This window comes from Sphingomonas sp. GM_Shp_2 (genome assembly GCF_026540875.1).
GTDB classification, from domain to species: domain Bacteria; phylum Pseudomonadota; class Alphaproteobacteria; order Sphingomonadales; family Sphingomonadaceae; genus Sphingomonas; species Sphingomonas carotinifaciens.
Map to the genome: position 1 here is coordinate 1 of NZ_JALNUQ010000004.1, position 19,652 is coordinate 19,652.

9 protein-coding genes and 2 pseudogenes are annotated in these 19,652 nt (G+C 63.6%); 6 read left to right on the top strand and 5 right to left on the bottom strand.

Features of this window, described 5'->3' with window-relative positions; all coding sequences use genetic code 11:
• The 5 genes and pseudogenes from OXR08_RS02160 to OXR08_RS02180 all read left to right on the top strand — a co-directional run.
• Nucleotides 1-199, top strand: a pseudogene (locus tag OXR08_RS02160) (hypothetical protein); the annotation flags it as partial.
• Between the two features lie 140 nt (nucleotides 200-339).
• Entirely contained in the window at nucleotides 340-1,410 is a 1,071-nt protein-coding gene (gene rfbB / locus OXR08_RS02165; protein WP_267347385.1) for a dTDP-glucose 4,6-dehydratase, read from the top strand.
• A gap of 25 nt (nucleotides 1,411-1,435) precedes the next feature.
• A complete protein-coding gene (rfbA, locus tag OXR08_RS02170; protein WP_267347386.1) occupies nucleotides 1,436-2,308 on the top strand; it encodes a glucose-1-phosphate thymidylyltransferase RfbA in 873 nt (290 codons plus the stop codon).
• A 150-nt stretch (nucleotides 2,309-2,458) separates the two neighbouring features.
• Complete coding sequence (locus OXR08_RS02175) at nucleotides 2,459-9,466, top strand: autotransporter outer membrane beta-barrel domain-containing protein (protein WP_267347387.1); 7,008 nt, start codon at nucleotides 2,459-2,461, stop codon at nucleotides 9,464-9,466.
• A gap of 120 nt (nucleotides 9,467-9,586) precedes the next feature.
• Nucleotides 9,587-10,893, top strand: a pseudogene (locus OXR08_RS02180) (IS701 family transposase).
• Between the two features lie 42 nt (nucleotides 10,894-10,935).
• On the opposite strand, the gene OXR08_RS02185 reads toward OXR08_RS02180, so the two are convergent.
• Nucleotides 10,936-11,973, bottom strand: a complete 1,038-nt coding sequence (locus OXR08_RS02185; RefSeq protein WP_267347388.1) for a ferritin-like domain-containing protein — start codon at nucleotides 11,971-11,973, stop codon at nucleotides 10,936-10,938.
• Nucleotides 11,974-12,000: 27 nt separating this feature from the next.
• Entirely contained in the window at nucleotides 12,001-12,891 is an 891-nt protein-coding gene (locus OXR08_RS02190) for a ferritin-like domain-containing protein (RefSeq protein WP_267347389.1), read from the bottom strand.
• Nucleotides 12,892-13,221: 330 nt separating this feature from the next.
• Here OXR08_RS02190 and OXR08_RS02195 point away from each other — a divergent pair, with 330 nt between their 5' ends.
• The gene (locus tag OXR08_RS02195; RefSeq protein WP_267347390.1) at nucleotides 13,222-15,996 is read left to right on the top strand and encodes a TonB-dependent receptor; all 2,775 of its coding nucleotides are present in this window, start codon (nucleotides 13,222-13,224) and stop codon (nucleotides 15,994-15,996) included.
• Nucleotides 15,997-16,081: 85 nt separating this feature from the next.
• On the opposite strand, the gene OXR08_RS02200 is transcribed toward OXR08_RS02195, so the two are convergent.
• The 3 genes from OXR08_RS02200 to OXR08_RS02210 all read right to left on the bottom strand — a co-directional run bounded on the left by OXR08_RS02200 (nucleotide 16,082) and on the right by OXR08_RS02210 (nucleotide 19,638).
• Entirely contained in the window at nucleotides 16,082-16,957 is an 876-nt protein-coding gene (locus tag OXR08_RS02200) for a DDE-type integrase/transposase/recombinase (RefSeq protein ID WP_267347391.1), read from the bottom strand.
• The gene (locus OXR08_RS02205; RefSeq protein ID WP_267347392.1) at nucleotides 16,884-17,258 is read right to left on the bottom strand and encodes a transposase; all 375 of its coding nucleotides are present in this window, start codon (nucleotides 17,256-17,258) and stop codon (nucleotides 16,884-16,886) included. Before OXR08_RS02205 ends, OXR08_RS02200 begins: the two co-directional genes overlap by 74 nt.
• Nucleotides 17,259-18,291: 1,033 nt before the next feature.
• Nucleotides 18,292-19,638 (bottom strand): BNR repeat-containing protein, encoded by a 1,347-nt coding sequence (locus OXR08_RS02210; protein ID WP_267347393.1) that lies wholly within the window; start codon nucleotides 19,636-19,638, stop codon nucleotides 18,292-18,294.
• Between the last annotated feature and the right edge of the window lie 14 nt (nucleotides 19,639-19,652).

The window sequence follows — 19,652 nt, forward strand, 5'->3', positions numbered from 1 at the left end:
CGACACCACGAACACCCGCTCGGTCCGCCTCTCCTACAGAACCCAGTCCCCCACCACGATCCGCACATCGGCCAACACCGTCTCCACCACCAACCTACCCATTCCAGGCTGCACCAAAGCGCGACAGACGCGGTGCCCGCTGGACGCCTTCGTCAAGACGCTTGTGGCGCGACTTGCCGGTGAACGGATGGGAAATTGAGGACGGCCGCCCGCTCACGACCAATCGGGCGTTCCAATTTGATTATGTGCACACCTGCAATATGTCATGTTTGAAAATATGAACGTTGATTTAATATTCGGTCAGCAAAGAAGGCGCTTTGACATGCGAAAAGCCCCTTCATGACCGTACAACGCATCTTGATAACGGGTGGAGCGGGCTTCATCGGATCTGCGCTTGCACGACACCTGATCAACCATAGCGAACATCAGGTGATGGTTCTTGATGCCCTGACTTATGCAGGGTCGATCACCACGCTGGCCGAGGTAAAGGATCATCCCCGCTTTGCCTTTCGGCATGTCGATATCTGCGACGGACGCGCGGTCGAGCAGACCTTTGCCGATTTTCGGCCAAGCTGGGTTTCCCATCTTGCGGCCGAAAGTCATGTCGACCGTTCACTGGATGCTCCCGACGCTTTCATCCAAACCAACCTGATCGGCACCTATGAGATGCTGAAGGCGGCCCGGTCCTATTGGTCCCGGTTACCTGCCGATGCGCGTACGACGTTTCGGTTCCACCATATCTCGACCGACGAAGTGTTCGGCTCGCTCGGCGATACCGGGCGCTTCGACGAACACACGCCCTATGACCCTCGCTCGCCCTATTCGGCGTCGAAAGCCGGTTCCGATCACCTCGTCAGCGCCTGGGGCCATAGCTATGGCCTGCCGACGCTCATCACCAACTGTTCGAACAACTACGGCCCCTGGCAATTCCCCGAAAAGCTGATCCCGCTGATGATCGGCAAGGCGCTGTCGAACCAGCCGCTGCCCGTCTATGGCGAGGGGCTGCAGGTACGTGACTGGCTTCACGTCGAAGATCACGTTCGTGCGCTCGTGCAGGTGCTAGAGCACGGTCAACCAGGGCGCCGCTATGCCATCGGCGGCGAGGCGGAGCGACGCAACATCGACGTCGTGCACGCCCTGTGCGGCATCCTCGACCGCCTGGCTCCCCGGTCCGACGGGCGTCCTCATGACAGCGGCATCGTGCATGTCGCCGACCGACCCGGCCATGATCAGCGCTATGCGATCGATCCTGAGCGTATTCGCCGCGAACTGGGCTGGAGCCCGCAGCATAGTTTCGAAACGGGGCTGGAGGCGACGGTGCAATGGTATCTCGACCATCGCGACTGGTGGCATGCGCTCAATGCCGCCTATCAGGCAGACACCCGGCGCGGGCTGCTAAGCGGATCGTAACCCGACCCGGGGCATCGTCGGCCGCATGAAAGGCATCATCCTGGCCGGCGGATCGGGTACCCGCCTCCATCCCGCAACCCTTGTCGTGAACAAGCAGTTGCTGCCCATCTACGACAAGCCGATGATCTACTATCCCTTGTCGGTGCTGATGCTCGCCGGCATCCGCGATATCCTGATCATTTCCAGCAGCGACTATCTGCCGCATTATCGGCGGCTATTCGGTGACGGCGACGCACTCGGCCTCTCGATCGCCTATGCCGAACAGCCGCGGCCGGAAGGCCTGCCGCAAGCCTTCACCATCGGACGTGACTGGATCGGAGACAGCCCGGTAGCGCTGATCCTGGGCGACAACATCTTCTACGGCAACGGCCTGGTCGAACTCTGCCGGCGTGCGGCAAGCCGACCGGTCGGCGCCACCATCTTCGGCTACAGGGTCGATGATCCCGAACGCTACGGCGTGATCGGTTTCGATGAGGAAGGGTTTGTCACCAGCCTTGAGGAAAAGCCCGCGCAGCCGCGCTCCAATTGCGCGATGACGGGTTTGTACTTCTTCGATGCCGAGGTGACGCAGATCGCGCAAAGGTTGCGCCCTTCCGCACGGGGTGAACTCGAGATTACCGACCTAGCACGCCATTATCTCGATCGCGGCCGCCTTCATGTCGAGCAGATGGGGCGGGGTTATGCGTGGCTGGATACCGGCACCCATGACAGCTTGCTGGAAGCGAGCGAGTTCGTTCGGACGATCCAGCACCGGCAAGGCATCCAGATCGCCTGTCTGGAGGAAATCGCCTTGCAGCAAGGCTTCATCACGCGGGATCAGGCGCGTGTGGCGGGCGAACGGTTCGCGAAGACGCGTTACGGCCAGGCCATTCTGGCGGCTTTGGACGTGACACGCTAACCTGCCGAGCACCAGCACATATACCGAGCGGCCATGGACGAGATGCACGTGTTGCCGTAACTGCTGCATCACAATTGGGGGAAAACCAGAATGTCGGGAGTGAAGCCGCAGGGTCGGCGCGTTCGTGCGTGCGCGTTGCAGACGAGTGCGATGGTGTTGGCGATGGTCGTCGGGGGACAGGCCTTTGCACAATGCGCACCAGATCCGGCGCAGCCGAACACGACGACGACCTGCACCGGCACCGATACCGACGGACTGACCGTTGCCGCCGGCAATACGCGCGTGATCGTGACCCGCTCCGCCACGGTTCTGTCGGGCGCCGCCAACGCCGCGATCACCAATCCCGTATGGGGCGCCAGGATCACGGTCGACGGCCGCGTCGATGGCGCCGGCAAGCCGGGCATCCTCATTGCCAATCGATCCTCCTATCTGGAACGCTGCCCGGACGATCCTTATGCGGGCGCCTCGGTAATCTTCTGTCCGCCAGGCAGCTCGCAGGTGGTCTATCCATCCGCCAGCGCCTCGATCGAGGTAGGGGCCGATGCGACGATCACCGGCGCCCAGGCATTGCTGCTGCGTCGTGATCCCAATAATGCGTCGGGCGGGGTCAGTGCTACGGTGACCAATGCCGGCGCGATGATCGGCACAAGCGGGCCCGCGATCGTTGCCGATATTGCAACCCAGGGCAGCGTGTTGTCCGTCAACAATCTCGCCACCGGCAAGATCTTCGGCATGCGCGGCGCCGTCGACTGGCTGACCAATGCAGGCACGGTCGATGGTGGCGCGGCGATCGCCGTCGCGACGACGGTCTCGCGCGCCACGATCACCAACACCGGGCGCATTGCCTCGCAAGGCGGCACGGCGATCGACGCGACCGGGGCGGTGGCGCTGACCAACGGCGGCACGATCACGGGATCGGTCATCTCGCGCGCACGCAGCGGTCAGAACAGCATGATCGACACGCTGGCAGGTACGATCAACGGCAACCTCGTGCTGGGCGCAGGCGACGATACGCTGCTCGCGCGGTACGACAATGGCCGGCTGGTGACCGGGATCAGCGGCACGATCGATGGTGGCGCCGGTACCGACACCGTTCGGATGCGCATTGCTGGCGATGCGACGCTGGGGGCGCTTGCACTTCCCACCGGTTTCGAGCGTCTCGGCCTTACCACCAGTTTCGGATCGACCGTCACGCTGGGCTCGGAGTTCGGTGCAATCGGCGGGCTGGTCCAGGTTGAAGGCAGCGGCACCGTGGTGAACCGCGGCACACTGACGGGTGCCGCACCGGTGGTGTCGGACTCCTTTGCGACCGACGGGTCACCGACGTTCATCAATGCTGGTGTCATCCGCACCACTGGCGGGGCCACCGACAGCTTTGCGGTGCAGCTCGGTACCGCCCGTCGCTTCCAGAACGATGGCGACGTGGTGGCGAACGGCAACGGCGTATCGTTCAGCGCGCAAGGTGCCTTCGTCAACACGGGCACGATCACGGCAAACGGCACTGCGGTGTCCTTGTTCGGCCCTAGCTTCACCAACAGCGGCACGATCCGTTCGACCGCGGGTACAGGTGCGATCCTTAACGGATCGTCGGGATCGAACTGGACCAACAGCGGCACCATCGACGGTGCGGTGGCCGGCGTGCGGCTGTCGAGCACACTGGTCAACACTGGCGTGATCACCTCGCCCGGTACCGGCGTCGTGATCGATTCCTATGGCATTTTCGATAATCGCGCCGGTGGGCGGGTACGTGGTGGGATCGCCCCGCAATCGGCGAATGCGTCCGTGTTCAACGCCGCCATCGTCAATGCCGGCACCATCGACGGCAACGTGACGCTGCGTGGCGGGGCCTCGTTCAACGGCAATCGCTTTTTTGCGCTCGCGGGAGGCGTCCTCAACGGCAATCTGACCCTGGGGCAGGGTGGTACGCTGGTCACCGAACTGGTGAACACCGGCACCGGTGCATTTGCCGGGATCAACGGCACCGTCTCGGGCACCGGCGCGCTGCTCCGCTACCGCGTCCGCAGCGATGCCAGCGCCACGATCGCCACGCCGGCATCCTTTGCCGGCGTCGGATACGACCTGTTCGACAATGCGGTCCTGACGCTGACCGGCGGTTCCTCGACGCAATCGCTGACGCTGGCAGGCACGGGCACCGTCGACGTCACCGCCGATATCACCGCCGCGTCCGCCCCGGCGATCAGTGCCGGTTCGGTGATGGTCGCGCCGGGCGAAAGCTATGCCAGCAATGCGCTCACCATCACCAGTCGCGGTGCGCTTTCCCTGACGCGCGGCAACACGCCAATCTATCCCTATTCGGCGGTTGCGCTTGGCAGCAGCGACCGTTTCACCAATGCCGGCAGCATCACCGTGCGTGACCAGTCGGGGCAAAGCTACAGCCAGATCGCGGCCATCGCAGGCGGGCAGGAGGTCACCAACGCGGGCACGATCACGCTCGACGGTGCAGCCGGCGTGCAGGGCGCACAGCGTGTCGTCAATACCGGCACCATCACGCAGATCGCTGGCGGCCGCGCGGCAACCGGCATCCGTGCATCGTACACATCCTTGGCCCTCGTAAACAGCGGCACGATCGACGTCGCAGGGTCGGCGGTGCTGGGCGATTATTACGGCCTGACGGTCGATAACTCCGGGCGTATCGCCAGCGCGCTGGAAGCCGCCATCGCGCTCACCGCCTATGGCACTGCGACTGTCACCAACCGGGCAGGGGGCACCATCACCAGCGCCGCAGGAACGGCGATCCGGCTGTCGGGCGGCTGGCTTTCCAATGCCGGCACGATCGGCGGGACGGTCGATTTCAGCTACAATCCTTATGGGCGCAGCTCGCTCAGCAGCACCTATGTCGCCGATGGCGGTACGGTTACCGGCGATCTCCGCTTCGGCGATGGCAGCGACCAGTTCGTATCGGTGGACGGCCACATCGGCATCAGCGGCACGATCGATGGCGGCGAGGGCAACGACATCTTCGTGCATGCCCTGACCAAAAGCGGCACGATCGCCCTCGGCGCACCCGGCACGATCAATTTCGAGGCAGAGGATGTTCGCGCGCTTGGCGCCGAAACCGTGGCGACCGTCACGGCTGCGGCCCCGATCACCTCCGATCTCTACGTGTCGGGCGATGGCGCCATCATCAACCGCGCCATCGTGGAAGGCGCGGTGCTGGCCGGCCGGGATTTCTACAACACGCCGGACTCCAGCTACGCCGCGCGTAACCGCCTGCTCGCCTCGTTCACCAATGAGGGCGATATTCGTGGCGGCGTTGCCGCCAACATGCGCCGCCTGGTGAACACGGGAACGATCGGTACCGCGACGCTCGAACGGGCGGCCGTGACTATGTCGGGCCAGGGTGATCTCGCATTCGTCAATAACGGCCAGATCCTCGCTGCCGGCAATGCGGTAACGCTGTCGCAATCCGGTGCCGGTACCATCACGATCGAAAATGGCGGCACGATCAATGGCGCCGTTCTTGCGGGCGCCGGAGACTATTGGTTCGGCAGCGATCCGCTTCCTAGTGGGTCCACGGTATCGATCACCACGACCAATACGGGCACGATCAGCGCAGGTGACGCACCCACAGCGCTCAGGCTCAACCTGCGCGCCGAAGAGGGGACGATCGGCGCGATCGCGCTGAACAACAGCGGCACGATCGATGCCGGGGCAGCGGGCGCCGCGGCAGCGTCCCTGAGCGCCTATAGCTATGGCGACACCACGCCTGCCGCGACGATCACGGTCGCGAACAGCGGCACGATCCGCGCCAATGGAGGTGGCACCGAACAGAGCTATACCGACTGGTGGAGCGGGAACGAAATCCGCTACACCAATCCGGCCTCGGCATTGCTGCTCGCCGGCAACGGCGCGACGGCCACGATCACCAACGCCGCCAGCGGCGTGATCGAGGCGACGGGCCCGATCTCCACCGCCATCCTCGCGCGGGGCACGACGCTCGACCTCATCAATGCCGGCACGATCCGGGGCGGGGCAGGCACGGTGCTGGCTGCGGACGACCAATTGTCTGCGGCGCTTGGCACGCCGTATCTCGCGGGCGCCATCCAGACCTTCGGTGAAACCGAGGACCGCATCGTCAACACCGGCACGATCATCGGCTCGGTCGCGCTCGCCATGGGCAACGACCGGATCGAGAATTACGGCCGGATCGAGGGTGACGTCTTCCTCGGCCTTGGCGACGACACCTTCCTCCAGCGCGCCAGCGCAGTGCTGGTCGGCACTGTCGATGGCGGCGAGGGCAACGACCACTTCATCGTCGATGCGAGTGGTGGTGGCGCCATCAATGGCGACCAGTTCATCAACTTCGAACGCTTCAGCCAGATCGGCGAAGGCAACGTCACCTATTCGGGCAATTTCCGTTTCGATACGATCGGCGTCAGCGGGGGCACTGTCACCGTTGCAGCCGGTCAGACGCTGAACAGCGCCGGTGCCGTGACCGTCACCGGCAGCGATGCAGCCGAAACCCTCCTCAACAACGGCACCATCGCAGGCGCGGTCGCCCTGGCGGGCGGCGATGACCATGTGGTCAACATGGGCACGATCCTGGGCCCGGTCTCGCTGGGCGACGGCAATGACAGCTTCGTGGAAGGGCTGAACAGCCGCGTCGCAGGTGTCGTCGATGGCGGTGCCGGCACCGATCTCTACACCGTGCGGCTTGCCGGCGACCGCAGCGGCATCGGCCAGCGTAGCGGCTTCGAGCAACTGGCGGTGGAAGGCCGCGGCACGCTGTCGCTGACGCTCGACCAGCAGTTCGAAACGGTATCGTTGGCCGGCACGGGCCTGAATGTCGCGCTGAACGGCTACACGATCGGCTCGGTCCTTGGCTCCGATGGCGATGACAGCTTCGCCACGGACGGCGATGTCGCGCGCGTCGCGCTCGGCGCCGGCAACGACCTGCTTTCGCTCGGCACTACGCGCGCGTCCGGTCTTTATGCGGGCGGCGCAGGCACCGACACGCTGCGCTTCACCGCGACCGACCCCGTCACGCTGGCGGGTACGGCGACCGGCTTCGAACAGGTCGTGCTGGCGGGCAACGCCCTCACGGTCACCGGCACGCTCGGCACCGTTGGCGCATCGCTGGCGTTCGGCGCGGGGGATCAGCAGATATCCGTCGCCCCGACCGGGACGCTCGCTGGCGTGATCGATCTCGGCGCGGGCAACGATGCGCTGCGCCTTGCGGCTGGGGCCACGCTGAACGGCACCGTCTCGGGTGGCGCGGGCAATGATATCGCCACGCTGGAGCTGGCCGGCGACCGCACCCTCGCCAGCACCACCTTGCGCGATTTCGAGACCCTGGCGACCGAAGGTCGCGGTGTCCTGACGCTCACCGGCGCGCATGTCTATGACCAGGTGCTGGCGGGCACCGACCTGGGTATCGCCGGCGATTCCTCGCTGGCGGCGACGCAGGTCCGCTTCGGGGGCGGCGACAACCGCATGCTGATCGCCGGCCGCTTTGCCGGCGCAGTGGATGGCGGCGCAGGCCGGGACAGCATCTCGGTATCCGGTGGTTCCGCGACCACGCCGGTCGCCTTCACGTCGATCGCCGGTGTCGAGGCGTTCGGCATGACGAGCGGCTATGCGACCATCGCCGGCACCGCTGCACTTGGCGGCATCGACCTGACGGCCGGGCGGCTGGTGGGGCTGGCCGGATCGACGATTACCGCACCGCGGATCGCGGTCGGTCAGGGTGCGACCTTCGGATCGGCCGGTACCGTCAACGGCGACATCGCGGTTGCAGGCACGCTCAGCCCCGGCGCATCGCCGGGCGTCATGACGGTCAACGGCAACGTCACGCTCGCCGGCACTTCGACCTCCTTGTTCGAGATCACGCCGGCGCTCGCCGACAAGCTCGTCGTCAACGGTGCGGTTGCGATCGGCCAGGGTGCCACGCTTCAGATCACCGCGACCGGCGCGATCCGGCCCGGCACGTCCTATGATCTCGTCGTGGCCAGTGGCGGCATCACCGGCAGCTACACCAACGTCCTGAAATCCGACACCTTGTTCGGCTTCGTCGTGCAGCGTGCGGACCGCATTCAGCTCCTCGGCCAGTTCCTGGGCGACCCGCGCTTCACCCCCCAGGTCAGCCGCTCCATCGCCTATGCCAACGCCACCCTCATCACCCAACCCGCCACCAGCACCCTGTTCGCAGCCCTGCCCTCCCTGCTGACCGCATCGGGCACCTCGGACCCGCGCGCCTTCGCGCAACTCACCCCCGAACCCTACGCCTCCGCCACACAACTCGCCGTCGACCATGCATTGACGCTGACGCAGGCCGCGCGCAGCCCTGCGTTTGCAACGACACGTGACGAGCCCGGCGCTTTCACCTTCGCACAGACGGTCGGCCAGTGGCACACGCTGCAGGGCGATGCGGCGCAGGGAAGCGCAACCGCACGCACCCAAAGCTACGGCTTCCTTGGTGGTCTGGGCTATGGTGACCGAGAGTGGTCGGTCGGGGCGTTTGCCGGCTATCTCAACGGCCGGCAGCAGATCGGCGCACTGGGCGCGCGTACCCGCGCCGATGGCATCGTGGCCGGTGTGCACGGACGCTACAGCGCCGACGCGGGCTGGGGCTTCAGCGCGTCGCTGCTGTACGACGGTGGTGAAGCGTACACCGATCGTGCGCTGCCCGGTGCAGGGGGTGCAACTGCCCGTTACAACCTGCATAGCTGGGTCAGCGATCTGGCGGCCTATTACGGACTCGAGGTCGGTAACGGCTGGTCGCTGCGTCCGCGTGTCGGCGTCACCTACGTTCGGACCACGCGTGAGGGGGTCACGGAAAATGGTGGCAGCGCCTTTGCCCTTGCGGTGGCACGAGACCGGCATGTCGCAGGCTTCACGGATGCGGGTGTGACCTTCGCGCGTAGTGAAGCCTCGGACGCTCCGTTCCGCCCGTTCGTGACACTGGGTGCGCGCTACCAGATCGAGGGACAGCGCACGGATGCACGGGCGGGCTATGCCGGGGGTGGGCTTGGCCTGACCGCGATCGGCGCGTCGCGCGCCGAACTGGTTGGCACCGCGTCAGGCGGTGTCGCCTATCGTCTGCCAAGCGGGCTCGACATCTTCGCCACCGCTGCGGCCCAGACCGGGCGTGACGATCACCAGGAGACGATCAGCGCGGGAGTGCGCCTGCGCTTTTGATGCTCCAAGAACCGCATGAGCTGAGAGATCAGACCTAACACTACTTTGGCAGATTGAAGGAACTGGGTGGAATCTTTGTTGATTCCGGTGGCATGAAGGTGCTGACCGGGACGGTGTGCTATGGTGGCGGACGATAGCTGGCGGGAGGATCTGGAGACGTGGCTGGTGCCGTTTCTAGCGGACCTGACGCATCCGTCGCAGCGGCGGATGTGCCCGACCTACATTGCGGGCTTGATCGGTCCGGGTGATCGCAAGAGCATCCAGCCGCTGGCGGCCCGTACGCAGGATGCCGGCTATGACCAGCTCCACCATTTCATAGCCAGCGGGACATGGGACGCGGCGCCGCTCGAGCGCCGGCTGCTGGCGGAGGCAGACCGGCTGGTCGGCGATGCGGAGGGCTTTCTTGTCATCGACGACACAGCCCTGCCGAGAAGGGACGCGACTCGGTTGGCGTGGCGCCACAATATGCGTCGTCGCAGGGCAAGACATCGAACTGCCAGTCGCTGGTGTCGGTGACGCTGGCATCGCGCGAGGTGCCGGTGATGGTGGGACTGCGCCTGTTCCTGCCGGAGAGCTGGACCTGCGATCCGGTGCGGATGAAGCGTGCGCGGGTGCCGGCCGGGCGGCAGGAAGCGATGAGCAAGCCCGACATCGCCATCGCCGAGATCGACCGGGTGATAGGCCGCAGGCGTTCGCTTCGGATGCGTGCTGGCCGATGCGGGGTACGGCTCGGGAGCAGGGTTCCGTCAGGCGTTGAGCGAGCGGGGACTATCGTGGGCGGTGGGTCTGTCATCTCGACAGACCGTCTATCCTGCCGATGTCGAGTTGATTTTCCCACAGGCCCGCGGCGGACGGCCACGCAAATACCACATTCCCGACCAGGCGCCGGTATCGGTCGCAGACATGCTGGCCGGCGAGACGTGGCGAAAGATCGCATGGCGCCGTGGCACGAAGGGGCGGCTTACCTATCTGTTCGCTGCCCGACGCGTCCGGATTGCCGAGGGACACCGACATCGCATGGCCGACAACCGCGTTCAGGCCATGCTGGGTGAGGAAGTCTGGCTGGTCGGCGAACGTCGCTCGGGCGGGGAGCACAAATACTACGTCTCCAACCTGCCGCCCGATACATCGCTGCGCCAGCTTGCCGCCGCCATCAAGGCGCGATGGGCCTGCGAACAGGCTCATCAACAGCTCAAGGAGGAACTCGGCCTCGACCATTTCGAAGGACGATTGTGGCCTGGACTGCACCGACATGCCTTGATGACGATGCTCGCCTACGCCTTCCTGCAATCCCGCCGCCTCAAGGCCGCGGGGCGGAAAAAAAGAGTCGGCGGGCCGCCCCCGCAACCGACCCTGCCGGCCATCAGGCAAGCGATCCTCGACCGAATGGCACGACCGCCACCCACCCAGTGCCCGCACTGTCATAAGCCGCTGGCGAACAACAATAAACCAACCCTGCCAAAGTAGTGCTAGATGGTGTTGGCTCCGCTCTGGCGGATGACACCGTTTATACCGGCCGGAAAAAATCCGCCGGCCGATACGGACCGAGCGGAGGCATACAGCACTCCCAGCGCCTGTTCTGGAGTCCGCCGAAGTGCTAGCCCCTGACCATCGCTCATGGTGATGTTTGCATTGACGAAATTGCTATCGCCTGCGCCGATATCTTGATCAATGCCGCTGGGGCCATCGTATTGGTCGCGTCCCTGCTGCATAGCGGCGGCGCGGCTGAACAGGCTTTCATGCCCGGCGACTGGGGTGGCGGCAAGTGCATCCGCCCGCATGAACAGGGCATTGCGGATGATGGAGTCGGTAGCCGATACGCCGCCGGCGAACCGCAGCAACGGCGCGCGCAGCGTCTCCGTCATCAGTGCCGCCAGGGCGACCACGGCGCTCTTGGCAATGGCCGACAGAGCGGTGGCGCCGAGCAGGAAGTCGTTCTCAGACGCATAGGGATCGAAGAACACCGCGGGCGGCGTGGCATCGGCGGGGTTGGGCCGTGCGATCGCCTGGAACGGACTTCCCTCTCCACCAGCGATGCTGATGGCCGGCTGAGCCATCACCGCGCTGCCCAGCAATTGACGGAGGAAGCCGATGCGATTGACGATATCACCGAGTACCTCGCGCAGCGAGGCGATCAGAATGGGATCATTGATCGCAACCATGCGCCCGCCTGTCACCGTGCCCTCAGCGCCGCTGCCGAAGGTCAGTGATGCGGCGATCATGCCGCCCGAAAGCCCCCGCTCGATGTAGGCCGCGAGTAGATAATGCACCTGCAGCATGAAGTTCAGGCGATCTGCATCGGTGGCAACGTAGCCGGCTGGCACGCTCGTGCCGGTCGGTGTCGGCGTGGCCGACGACACAGGTACCCGTTCCGCTCCGACGACACCATCGTTTTCGCAGGCCGACAACGTCGACAACGCACCAACGGTGACGGCCGTTGAGCCGAAAAGATGCAGGAACCGCCGCCGCGATGCGGCTCCGTCAACAGAAGATGTCTCAACAGCCATTATAAATCCCCTCTATGCGTCTCAGGCTCAGTTGGCCGCGCTTCTAACTGTCGTTCCATTGATCCCGGTTGGAAAGAATCCCCCCTGCGTCACTGCCCCGCTGTTCATGAACAAGACGTTCAGCGCCTGGGCCGGAGTGCGCGCCAAGGCCAGTCCGTCGGCATCAACAAGGGCAAGGCGCGTCAACGGCGGGCTGCCTAACGGCGAGAGGCCACGATCGGTGGTGCCCGTGCCGCTGATCCGGTTGCGCCATGCCGCCAGCCGATCCATCATCGTCAGGGCGTCCGGCTGCGCCTGTGCCCAGGATTGGGACTGGATGATCGAGCGGACGGTGGCTGCATCACTGCAGGCGTTGGCAGCCAGCGCGGCGATCGTATCGCGGGCAAGTTCGTTGGTCATGGTGGGCACCAACGACAGCAGCGCCCCGGCCTGCACGTCAATCAGGCAGTTCGCCGCCAGTGCGCAATTCAGCGGTGACGCATAGGGATTGAACGTCTCTGCCGAATCGATTGCACCCGCGAGACGGAACATCGTCGTGAACGCGGCTGGCGACAGATCGATCAGCTTCTGTGCAGGCGTGTCCGCACGCAGCAGGCTGCGCAGCAGGATGGTCCTCCCCCAGCTCTCGTCACCGATCTCACGCAGTCGTGCGTTGATGCTGCGCGTCTGGCCGAGGAAGGCCACCTGCGACCCTGACGTCATCGGTACGCCGAGCATACCGCCGGTCTCGCCCGCGCGGATCAGATCGGCCGGCAGTTGGCGGCCTGCACCATAGATCGCTACCTGTAGATAGTTGGTCACCAGATACTGGAGATTCAGCGCGAACTGCAGTTGCGCGGTGTCGTAGGACGCCGAAACCTGCGCCGGCGACGCCACGGCGGCTCCCACCATGACGGCACTCGTCATGAGAGCCAGCATCGCGCGGCGCCTAGGTTCCACGCGCTCATCCCCACATTTACGCGGACAAATCGCCATTATTTCCCCTCTCCGTAAAGTTTTTTCTTGTACATTAAATACTTGGCGCGACATAAAATCCAGTGAGATCTCGTAAAAACATGTTCTATCAATTATTTAATTAGATGAGACTACTGGTATCTAGTAAATTATGACTCACTAACCAAATCTTGACAAGTGATTATAGTAGGACATTATGCCCTAAAGGATGATCGTAGGTCGGTCGGGATCAACCCGACGATCGTAGAGGGGGGATGTTTGATGCGGAAAGGCAGACTGGCGACAGGCGTCGCCATGACGGTTCTGACAACTATCCTGCACGTGGACGTTGTTGCCGCGCAGCAGAAGTCGGGTGCGACGGCCAAGGCGCAGAGCGTGCTGACCGGTGAGACGTCGAAGAAGAAGACCAATGGAGCAGCGACGGAAAGCCAGCCGCAATTGTCCAACGAGTCCGGTCGCTTGGAGGGCGACATCATCGTGCTCGGTCTGCGGGAGAATGTGAAGTCGGCGCGCAACGCCAAGCGGCGGGCGCAGCAGATCGTTGATGTGGTTTTGGCGCAGGACATCGGGAAGCTTCCTGACAAGAACGTCCCGGAAGCCTTGGCGCGGGTACCCGGCGTGCAGATCGACCGCAACCGTGGCGAGGGCGGCGAGGTAAAGATCCGCGGGCTGGGGGGAGTGATGACCACCGTGAATGGCTCGCCAACCTTCTCCACGGGTGACCGGACGACGTATCTAAACGACATTTCTTCCGACCTCGTCGCCGGCATTGAGGTGTTCAAGACCCGCACCCCCGACCAGGTGGAGGGTAGTCAGACCGGCGTCATCAATCTGACCCTGCGGCGCCCGACCGACTTCAAGGAAGGAGCCACCTACGCCTTCAGCGCACGCGGCGACTATGCCGACCAAGTCAAGCTGGTAAACCCGTATCTCAGCGCTCTAATCGCCTATAATGCCGACACTGACGTCGGTCAGGTGGGTTTTTCCGTGAACGGCACGTTCAACGACGTACGGTATCGAGAATCTGTCCGGTTCAACGAACTGCCGGTCCGTCCGGGCGACAGCCGGCAGGTCATCCTGCCTTCCACTACACCCGCCAACATCTTCCTGCCGTTCCGCGTGGGCGTGGCCGGTACAGACGGCTGGTCGAAGCGGGCGGCCTTCAGCGCGTCGACGCAATGGAAGCCGGACGACCGTTGGACGGCAACGCTCGAAGGCGGATATGCCAACCAGAAGATGCTATGGGCGGACAACTCGATCTGGATCCCTATCACCTACTCGGACTCCGCGGCCCCACCGCCCCGGCTTTCCAATCTGGTGATGAACGAGGACGGGCGGCTCGTCAGATCCGTCTCCCTCACCGGCCTCGATCCGATCGGACCAGGACGGGAATCCTGGAATCACGAGACGAGCGACTACAACGCCCGCTTCCAAGCAGATTATCGGGACGAACGGATCGAGTTCACCGGCTGGGTCAACTGGCGTAAGTCCGACAACGACTCCGACAATATATTTCACTGGACCCGGTTCGGCAGGCCACCGCAGGTCGACGTCGTCTTCAACAATACCGTCGATCCCAAAGGCGGGCCAACGATCAACTTCAACGGAATAGACCTGACCGATACGAACAACTATCTGTATCTCGACGGTTTCAATCAGAGCAGGAACTACTGGCGCAGCGCCGAAACCGAAATGAAGGGTGATCTGCGGCTGAACACGCTGATCGAGGCGATCGACTACATCAAGGTCGGCTACCGTTACGCCAAGCGCACCTACGATCGCAAGTTCGGAGCACGCGGACAGGGCAATCTACGCCTGCCGATCGCATCCCTGCCCAATTACAAGTTGACCGAAGTCGGCCCTCTGTTCCCGAACTCGGAGGACGTCACGAACGTCAACTGGCTGATGGGCGATCGTGCTTCGATCCGAAACAGTTGGAACGACATACGCAGCCGTATCGTAGGCTTCCTACCTGATTACGACACCTACTACGCGAAGTATCAGCCGTTCGATGCATTTGATGGTTCGGACGCCAGCCATGCATTCTATGGCATGCTGCACTACAACTTGAACCTGCTGTTTCCAATCGAGGGGACCGTTGGCGCGCGAATTGTCAACACACTCAACAATCTGCGCAGCATCCAGCGGACGCGTACGCCCGTCACCGTCGATGGACGTACGGAGATCAGGGAGATCGACACCTTGGTCAGCCCACGTGGCAACTTTCTTGACGTGTTGCCCAGCGTGAACGCAATCGCGCACATCACGCCCAAGCTGCAGCTTCGGTTGGCCTACACCTATGACGTCGGCCGCCCCCCCGCCCAGCAGATCAATCCTCGCCTCTTCCTGGACATTCAGAACGCGGCAGCACCGAGCGCCGCGGGCGGCAACCCGGATCTGGGACCGACGACATTGTCCAAGTACGACGCGTCTCTGGAATGGTACTTCGGTACTACGGGATCGATGTCTGTGGCCGCTTGGCAGTGGAACCAGAACGGGGTGGTATGGGATCGCATCCTGCCCGAGATCCTGCCAAATGTGACTGTGCCGGTACAGGTTAGGCGGCCGTACAATCTGGGCAGCGGCCGACATCGCGGCATCGAGGCACAGGCGACCACCTTCTTCACCTTTCTGCCGGGAGTGCTCAAGTCGTTCGGCGCATCGGCTAACGGCACGTTGAACATCACCCGACAATCGTTTCCAAATTTCGACGGCAACCAGATCGAGACGGTTGTGACCGGGCCCATCCTGAACGTGTCCAAGTACATGTTCAACGTGGTGGGGTTCTTCGAACGCGACGGTCTGAACGTCCGGGTGGCCTACAACTGGCGCTCACGTCGGCAATGGCGGGTCGATACGAACAACCCTTACAACAACCTGTTCGTCGATCCGGTCGAGCGGCTGGATGCGTCGATCAACTACGACATCAGCAAGAACTTCACCGTGGCGGTGGAGGCGAGCAACCTGACCGCCAACGGCGAGCGGAGCTTCTGGGGGACATACGACATGCCCAACGACGTACGATACTTCTCACGCAACTACAGCCTGTCTGTCCGGACGCGCTTCTGACGCTCCGGGCCGCATGCCGTAATCCGTTCGGTCGCCGGCAGCGCCGACGATGGTGCCAGGCGGCGACACGAGATCAACATCGGGCCTAGGTGTTCAGTCCTGGCATCTGGTGGATCGGGTTGACGATGAACCGGTCTGGCTCAGACGTCCAGATCTTGGCGATGTATTCGTACGATGTGAGGCCGCTGAGCGTCTTGAGCCATCGAGCGAAATTGTAGGCTGCCATGAAGTCGGCGAGGTGCGTCCGGAGTTGGTCGTGGCTGTCGTAGTGGAAGCGCTTGACGGTCGCCTCCTTGATGGTGCGGTTCATCCGCTCGACCTGGCCGTTCGTCCAGAGATGGTTCGGTTTGGTGAGCCGGTGTTCGATGTTGTGTGCCTCGCAGATCATGTCGAAGCGCATCTGACGCGACCAGGCGGTGTTGCGGTTGCGCGGCTGCTCGGCGAACTGGATACCGTTGTCGCTGACCACCAGGCACGGCAACCCGCAACGCTCGACGATGGCGGTAATCTCGCGGACGACACGCCGGTCTGACAACGAGGTATCGACGATCCACGTCAGGCATTCCCGGCTGTAGTCGTCGATGACGCGGAGCATGCGGAACCGCCGGCCGCAGGCCAATGCATCCGATACGAAGTCGAGGCTCCAGCGCTGGTTGGGCTCCTGCGGGATCGCCATCGGCGCCCGCGTTCCCAGCGCTCGTTTCCGGCCACCGCGCTTGCGCCCCGTCAGCCGCTCCGCCCGATCCAGCCGGTACACCTTCTTCAGGTTCATGCCCTTGCCTTCACGCCTAAGCAGAATCGCCAGCCGACAATAGCCGAACCGGCGACGTTCGTTCGCGATCTCGCGCATCGGCTCGCGGACAGCATCGTCCTTTCCGCGAAGCGGTTCATATTGCCAAGCCGACCGATTGACCCCGCTCAGCCTGCAGGCGCGACGCTCGGAGAAGCCGTGGTCGGCCATCAGCTTCTCCACCGCAGCGTAGCGATCCACAGACCGGGTCAGTTTTTTTCAGCAGATCCTTCGGCGCCGACACATCCAGCATCGACTCCGCCGGCAGCTTTTTCAGCCACCGGCTTTCGTCCTCCAGCATCCGTAATCGCGCCGCTTCCGATACGGTCATCCCGCCGTACTTCGCCTTCCAGTTGTAGAACGTCGCATCGCTAATCTCGTGCTTCCGGCACAGCTCGGCCGTCTCCACGCCACCCTCATGCTCCAGCAGCACGCCAATGATCTGATTTTCAGTGAAACGGCCTCGCCGCATCGCTCATCTCCGTCTGACGAGCTAATTTACCAATGGCATGATTTCCAGGGAGGACGTCATTCAGAGAGGCTCCGCAAGCCGAAAGAATCCAGTCCTGTATCCAAGCCGGAGGGCATGCAACGAGCCGGTCAGATCCTACCAGCGCCAACCGGCGGCGCAGCGGCGGCGAGATCCTGTTTGGCCGTCTGAGAGAATGACGCCGGCGCGCCACACGCACGTCACATTGTGCTGCTGCGATAGCTCGGTGCCCTCCCCCCTCGGGATTTATAGATTCAGATGCTGCAACCGCCGTGACCCCACAGCGAAGGCGTTCCAAGGGTGGCTAGCGAGGATCATGCACTTGTAGCCGCTTCTTTGACATCTGCATAATTGCCATAATATTTCATTATCGATATTGAGTTTTACGGCTGATATCGATGGTTGGCTGATCACGCCATTGCTGTTCGGCAGCCGCGTGTGCGTTGCACTGTGATGGGTAGCGGATCGCTGATCCTCGCTCCCGCCCACTGGCTTCCGTAAGAACCGAGTGCGAAAGGTACGCGGATCGCCAGTGATCTGATCGCGGAAGTTCGTGCTTTTGACGACACCGTGTAAGGGCGTCGGCGTATATCCGATGATGCGGCGTCGGCTCTGCTCGGCATAAGCCTCGCGCAAGCGGTCATCCTCCGTACGCGGCCTCTGCGGTTCGTCGACGCAGCAGAAAATCGCCATCAGTGCGTTGAACTCGTCCTCGGGCAGGTGCGGACCATGCTGATCGAGGCGGCTGGGGCCAGCCTACGGGCTACCTGCTAAGAAAGCGCAGCCCTACTAAGACCGCGTGAGGGATCTGGCGGACCATATCCTGGCAATCGGCTGGACGGCGCAGATTCGCCGGTTCCAGCAGTTTGCCGTTTGGGGCGTTTCGGATGGCAATCATGAGAGCGTACGCTGACAAAGTGATTCTGCGATGACCCCACGAACCATCCGGAAGCCGTATGCTGTGCCGGCCACAGCGTGCCTTGGCAGACACGTAGTGCGCGACACGTCGCCTGCCTCAACGCGGCGTCGCTTCCTCCACCAGCCGCAGCACGGTCGGAGCCGTGATGTCTTCGTCCGGCCGATCGCGGTGCGGCGGGCGGCTGGGCCAGGCAAGCGCCACGCCGCTGCCACTCGGGTCCTCCAGCGTGTTGAGCACCATGCCTTCGGGCACCGCGATCACGCCGCGCAGGCGATCGGCAAGACGGTTCGCCGGCCGCTCCTCGATCCGCTTGAGGCTGGCGGCATCGAGGAGGAAATCGATCGGCTTGCCGTCCCGGATGACGGACACGCGGATGCGATCGCGGCCGACCGGTACCGGCCCCTCGACAAACAAACGACTGTCGAGCGATCCTCCACCGCGGAAGTCCCAGCGAAAGCCCTGCCAGTCGCTGACCTGCTGCGTCCGCCAGCGATCGCCCTCGCGCCGTGCGACGAAGATCTGCGTGTTCCCGGCCTTGTCGAACTTGTGATAGGTGATCATCACCCGCCCGCCGGGGTCGAAGCCGATCACGGTGTTGTTGTTGATCATCCCGCCCTCGACCGGAACGGGATCGACGATTTCGGCGCTGGACAGGCGGATCGGCAGTGTCAGCGGGGTGCCGTCGGCCCGCGTCCAATGCACCAGATCGCGGCTCTTCGCATAGGACAGGTCGTGGTTCGTCTCGGCCATCGGGCTTTCGCGCCAGACCCAGGCGAGATGGAACCAGCCATCCGGGCCCAGTCTTGGCCCGACGAAATAGGCGTTGCGTCGCCCTTCCCCATCGGTCAGCGGTGTCGACAGCAGGTGGCGCCACGTCCGGGTGGCCGGGTCATAGACGTTGTAGATCTCGTTGCCGTTGCCGCTGCGCCCATCGCGATATTTCATGACGAGCCGCCCATCGGCATCGTGCAGGAATATCGGATAGGTCATGCGCTGTTCGGCCGCGGGGTCCACCATCACCGGTACGCGCGCCAGGGTACGGACATCGCCCGCCTGCGTGGTACGGTAATAGACCAGCGGATCGCCGTGCAGATTGCCGACGACATGGATCTGTCCGGCCGCATCCAACGCCATCGCGAGGTAATTGTGGCTGTCCCATCCGGTCCAGCTGTCGACCTTGTGATAGACCCAGGCCGGGGCGCCGCGCGGTCGCGAGGCGACGGTCAGTTGCCGGTTGGCATCATAATAGGCGACCACGATCATCGCATCGGTGACGACCATCGCATAGCCGACCCGGTGGCTGGACCAGACCCGGTCGATTGCAGACAATGTCGGAGTAGCGACCACGATCGGCGCCTGCATCGCACCTGTCGGCGCCCCGCTCGAAAGGACCACCCCGGCGAGGAGCACCAGGACGGAGGTGGAAAGCAGCGAAGGGGGCAAGTGCTTGATCCTCG

Excerpts from the sequence above, each read along its gene's own strand:
- OXR08_RS02195 (WP_267347390.1), top strand. The coding sequence starts at position 13,222 with ATGACGGTTCTGACAACTATCCTGCACGTGGACGTTGTTGCCGCGCAG.
- OXR08_RS02185 (WP_267347388.1), bottom strand. The coding sequence starts at position 11,973 with ATGGCTGTTGAGACATCTTCTGTTGACGGAGCCGCATCGCGGCGGCGG.
- rfbA (WP_267347386.1), top strand. The coding sequence starts at position 1,436 with ATGAAAGGCATCATCCTGGCCGGCGGATCGGGTACCCGCCTCCATCCC.
- rfbB (WP_267347385.1), top strand. The coding sequence starts at position 340 with ATGACCGTACAACGCATCTTGATAACGGGTGGAGCGGGCTTCATCGGA.
- OXR08_RS02190 (WP_267347389.1), bottom strand. The coding sequence starts at position 12,891 with ATGCTGGCTCTCATGACGAGTGCCGTCATGGTGGGAGCCGCCGTGGCG.
- OXR08_RS02175 (WP_267347387.1), top strand. The coding sequence starts at position 2,459 with ATGGTGTTGGCGATGGTCGTCGGGGGACAGGCCTTTGCACAATGCGCA.
- OXR08_RS02200 (WP_267347391.1), bottom strand. The coding sequence starts at position 16,957 with ATGGCCGACCACGGCTTCTCCGAGCGTCGCGCCTGCAGGCTGAGCGGG.
- OXR08_RS02205 (WP_267347392.1), bottom strand. The coding sequence starts at position 17,258 with ATGCGGCGAGGCCGTTTCACTGAAAATCAGATCATTGGCGTGCTGCTG.